Source organism: Holdemanella sp. (assembly GCF_056804935.1).
On record NZ_DBMEXE010000139.1, the window covers coordinates 1 to 4,463 of the forward strand.

General features: G+C 35.1%; 6 protein-coding genes. All 6 read left to right on the top strand.

Annotated elements, in window-relative coordinates:
• Positions 1 to 479, top strand: a 479-nt coding sequence (locus ACZQCL_RS06845) for an HAD-IIB family hydrolase (protein WP_482482401.1), incomplete at its 5' end; no start/stop codon positions are given.
• A gap of 1 nt (position 480) precedes the next feature.
• Positions 481 to 1,029 carry a chromate transporter gene (locus ACZQCL_RS06850; RefSeq protein WP_331866104.1) on the top strand — a complete coding sequence of 183 codons (549 nt, stop codon included), beginning with the start codon at positions 481 to 483 and terminating at the stop codon, positions 1,027 to 1,029.
• Positions 1,022 to 1,570 carry a chromate transporter gene (locus tag ACZQCL_RS06855; protein WP_419031257.1) on the top strand — a complete coding sequence of 183 codons (549 nt, stop codon included), beginning with the start codon at positions 1,022 to 1,024 and terminating at the stop codon, positions 1,568 to 1,570. The genes ACZQCL_RS06850 and ACZQCL_RS06855 overlap by 8 nt, the downstream gene beginning before the upstream one ends.
• Before the next feature lie 291 nt (positions 1,571 to 1,861).
• The gene (gene bsh, locus ACZQCL_RS06860; RefSeq protein WP_333881991.1) at positions 1,862 to 2,812 is read left to right on the top strand and encodes a choloylglycine hydrolase; all 951 of its coding nucleotides are present in this window, start codon (positions 1,862 to 1,864) and stop codon (positions 2,810 to 2,812) included.
• A 17-nt stretch (positions 2,813 to 2,829) separates the two neighbouring features.
• A complete protein-coding gene (locus ACZQCL_RS06865; RefSeq protein ID WP_337524823.1) occupies positions 2,830 to 4,026 on the top strand; it encodes a MupG family TIM beta-alpha barrel fold protein in 1,197 nt (398 codons plus the stop codon).
• 104 nt (positions 4,027 to 4,130) lie between these two features.
• The gene (locus ACZQCL_RS06870) at positions 4,131 to 4,271 is read left to right on the top strand and encodes a hypothetical protein (RefSeq protein WP_118114957.1); all 141 of its coding nucleotides are present in this window, start codon (positions 4,131 to 4,133) and stop codon (positions 4,269 to 4,271) included.
• The last annotated feature ends 192 nt before the right edge of the window (positions 4,272 to 4,463 follow it).

Consider the following 4,463-nt stretch of genomic DNA (forward strand, 5'->3'; position numbering starts at 1 on the left):
CGGTATATGCATATAACTTAACGGAAGATGAAAAAAGATATGTGCAGAATCGTCAAGAAATGATTGAGGTATTTGATCAGAATCTTGATTTTTTAAAGGGGCAAGAAATTGTAAAAGTATTATATACAAATACCGATTTTGAGTATCTTCAAAGCATTGATCGTGATCTAAAGGATATTACGTATGATATGGATGTTTCATATTCAAGTAATCGTTATATTGAATTTAACCATAAGGGTGTAAATAAGGGTGCTGGACTAAAAAAACTAGCCAATCTATTACATATTGATATTCAGGATACGATTGCGATTGGGGATAACTATAACGATTTATCCATGATTAAGGATGCTGGCTTAGGTGTGGGTGTACAAAATGCAGCACCAGGTATCAAGCCGGATTGCGACTATATCACAACGGCTACTTGTGAAGAAGGTGCTGTTTGTGAAGTTATTGAAAAATTTGTATTAAAAGGAGAGTAAAATGAAGAAACTCATTCAATTATATGTTTCTTGGTTTAAGATGGGTCTATTTACTTTTGGTGGTGGATATGCCATGTTGCCAATGATTCAAAAGGAAGTTATTGAAAAATATCATTGGGCTACAGAAGATGAAGTCATGGACTATTATGCGATTGGTCAATGTACACCCGGCGTTATTGCGGTCAATACATCCACTTTTATTGGATACTATCAAGCCGGAGTTCCAGGAGCGATTGCAGCTACTCTAGGTGTAGTTACTCCATCCATCATCATTATTAGTATAATTGCAGGTTTGATCACGAACTTTTCAAGTTTAGCCATTGTACAACATGCCCTAAATGGAATTCGTGTAGCTGTATGTATGTTGATGATCAATGCGGTATTAAAATTAGGTAAAGGCAATATTAAGAATAAGATTGGTTTCTTGATTTTTGCGGTAGCTCTTATTTTTGCGATGTTTACTAAAGTTTCTACGGTGTTACTTGTGATTGGCGCAGGCATAGCCGGAGTTATCTTCTCTAGAATAGGATGGTTAAAGAAGAATGCCTAAATTGTTGTTGATGTTTTTAGAATTTTTTAAAACCGGACTATTTGCGGTAGGAGGAGGCCTTGCGACCATTCCTTTCTTAAGAGAGATTGGGGTTCGTTATGGCTGGTATACTATGAGTGATCTATCCACAATGATTGCGGTTAGTGAATCTACACCAGGTCCAATGGGTGTCAATATGGCTAGCTATGTAGGTTTTAGTCAATATGGCATATTAGGTTCGATTGTGGTAACACTCGGTCTGGTTTTACCAAGTTTGATCATTATTTGTATTATTGCCAATTTCTTAGAGAAATTTAAAGAGGCTACACTTGTTCAACAAATCTTTGCCGGATTAAAACCTGCTGTAGTTGCCTTTATTGCCGTGGCTACCATTGATATTTTGGTGACAACTTTATTTGGCGATTATACTTTCTCAACATTTCATTGGAAGCAGTTTATTTGTCTATTCGTATTGTTGGCATTGAGTAAGTATAAACCTAAATTACATCCAATCTGGTTTATTGTAGCTAGTGCAGTGATAGGAATTGTATTTGCGTTTTAAGTCATAGGGAAACTTATGGCTTTTTTCTTTGAGGTAAAATAAAAAGCAATGTCCGGGCTTGACATTGCTTTAGGGAGAGGAAAATTATTAAGATAAAAATGTATCTTGAGTTTATAGGGTTGAATAATTTTCCAAAGGGTTAATCATAAGATAAGGCATTTCTTATGACACTTAAAATATATATTTTTTTGGTACTTAACGCAATGAACACATATTTTGATTTGTACATTATTATGTGTGTAATCTTTTTGTAGTTTGTGTTAAGCTACTAAGTAGAAGGAGATGATTTTAATGTGTACCGCATTAAGCTTTAATCAGTTTTTTGGAAGGAATTTAGATTATGAATTTTCATATGGAGAACAAGTAGCTGTTACGCCGCGCAATTATGATTTTCATTTTAGACATTTAGATAAACATGAAAGTCATTATGCTCTGATTGGTATGGCCCATGTATTTGAAGAGTATCCATTGTATTATGATGCCATGAATGAGAAAGGCTTGGGAATGGCTGGATTAAACTTTGTTGGGAATGCAAAGTTTTATGAAGTCCAAGAAGACAAGAACAATGTGGCTGCCTTTGAATTTATTCCTTGGATCTTATCGCAATGTGCAAGTGTCAAAGAGGCAAGAGTCGTATTAGAAAATACAAATGTTTGTGCAACACCATTTAATGAACAATTTCCAGTAGCTGAATTACACTATATGATCAGTGATGAAAATGAAAGCATTGTCGTGGAGTGTATGGAAGATGGTATGCATGTATATGATAATCCTACGCATGTTTTGACAAACAATCCGCCATTTCCTATGCAGTTATTTCGTTTGAATGACTATATGTATTTATCAAACAAACAGCCTGTAAATAACTTTGGATTGGATTTAACTGCCTATTCACGTGGCTTTGGAGCTATGGGACTTCCTGGAGACTTATCGAGTGGATCCAGATTTGTGCGTGTTGCCTATACAAGAGCCAATGCGACGAGTGATAAGAATGATTTAAGTCAATATTTCCACATTATTGGTAGTGTCAAGCAACAAAAAGGTCTTTGTGAAGTGGAACCAGGAAAGTATGAATATACAATTTATACGTCTTGTTGCGACTTAAGAAATGGAATTTACTATTATACGACATACAATAATCATCAGATCAGTGGTGTGAATATGTTTAATGAGAATTTAGATGGTGAAACACTTATTTCATATCCAACGATTGAAGAAGAAATAATTCATATGCAAAATTAGTTTAAAAGGAGAAAATAATGGGACTTTTAGGTGAAACAAAACCAGTAAAAAAACCAATTTTAGGCGTTTCTTTATATCCAGAACAAGAATCTATGGAGGAAATCGAAAACTATTTAACAATGGCAAGCCGTTATGGTTTCACAAAAATCTTTACAAGTATGTTTAGTGTTCCGGGCACAAAAGAAGAAGTGTTTGATTATTTTAAAAATTTTTGTGATTTAGCACATAAACATGGAATGAAGGTATCTGGTGACTGTAACACCGCATTCTTTAAGAAAATGGGTGCTAGCGAAAGTGACATCTCCATCTTTAAAGAAATGGGAATAGACATCATTCGTATGGACCTACCATATTTTGATCAAAGAGATGTGACTTTAATCAACAACCCTTACAACATCACAATCGAATTATCAAGTTGTATGATTCAAGCTGTTCGTATGGCATTAGAAAATGGGGCAAATCCAAAGAACTTCTCAACTTGCCACAATTTCTATCCAGAACGCTATACAGCATCTGATTTAGAAAGTATTCGTTCGGTCAATAAAGAATTGGCAACTTTGGGCATTCCTAGTGCTGTCTTTATTTCTAGTAATGAAGACAATACACATGGGCCATGGCCAGTACATGATGGACTTCCAACTGTTGAAGATCACCGTTGGATTCCAGCTGAATTGCAGGTTCGTCATTGGATTGCGGTAGGTGATGTGGATGAAATCATCTTCGGAAATGCTTTTGCGAGTGAAGAAGAATTTAAAGCAATTGATCAAGTGATGAACCAAGCTTATGTCAATATACCAAAACTAGTTGGACAAGACTACTTGGCAGAACTGCTTCCTCATGGAAATGTAGAGAGAGTTCCATTTAAAGTCGTTTTAGATGATGGTGTCACAGATTTGGAAAAAGAAATTGTCTTTGATAGTGTATATCACCAATGTGGAGAAACACCATACTACATGATTCGTTCTCGCTGGACAAGAATGTTCTACGGTAAAAAGAATATTCCGGAAAGAAAAATAGATGAAGAATACTATCATCGAGGAGATGTAGTCATTGTGAATGATAACTTGGCGCATTATCGTGGTGAAGTACAAATTGTATTAAAAGATATGAAAGTAGATGGACAAAGAAATCGTATTGGTCATATTCCAGAAGCCGATCATATCTTATTGAATGAAGTAAAAGCTGGCAGAAGTTTTTGTTTCATGAATAAGTAAATAGAGCCTACTGGAAATATTCTGCGTAGACTTTTCTGATAATTCATAAGTTGTTTTTACGTTTCTATCATTGGAATTATGGTGATGGTGGCAATGATTTATAGATGTTGTCGATGTTTGAACATTCGTATGCGCCATGCACAGCTTTGGAAGAGGCAAAATATGCCGCAAACAATCAATTGGGTCCTTATTATGAATATAGTGTGGCTCGAAATATGTTGGAGACTTTGGCAAAACAAAAATAATTTGTTTCATTTCATTTAAAACGTGTTAAGATAATGGAGGATGCTTGTTGAAAGTATCTAAATCCATTATTCTAAGCAGAAAGGGAGGCTTTTTAAAATGGTACCCATAAGGAGGACAACAACGTGACAGTTGTGATACTCACTTGTGGGTATCTTTTTTCGTTGTTTTAAAATAAATATGTCAAGAACCAA